The organism is Thermus sp. FJN-A (assembly GCF_054655095.1).
The window spans coordinates 1-242 of sequence record NZ_BAAHSC010000021.1 but is presented as its reverse complement, the minus strand read 5'-3'; the positions used below and the strand labels follow the sequence as shown (position 1 = coordinate 242).

Below are 242 nucleotides of genomic sequence, written 5' to 3'. Positions count from 1 at the left end.
GTGCTGGCTCCCCACCTCCTCAAAGCGGGGGGGCCTGCCGTGGCGCTCCCGGAACCAGCGGGCGAAGAGGCCCGCGTCCATGAGGTACTCCTTGGCGGTGCGGGGGGAGCGGCCCTCCTCCATCTCCAGGTACCGGCGGAAGCGGGCGAAGAGCTCGGCGTGGGGGTCAGGCTGGCTCATGGGACCTCCTTCGGGGGGCGGGCCCGGAGTGCCCTCGAGGGCCCCCGCCCCCGCTATCCCGA

At 74.4% G+C, this 242-nt stretch carries 1 pseudogene; it reads right to left on the bottom strand.

Annotated elements, in window-relative coordinates:
• A pseudogene (locus tag ACYQ0J_RS00100) lies at nt 1-180 on the bottom strand (tyrosine-type recombinase/integrase); the annotation flags it as partial.
• Between the last annotated feature and the right edge of the window lie 62 nt (nt 181-242).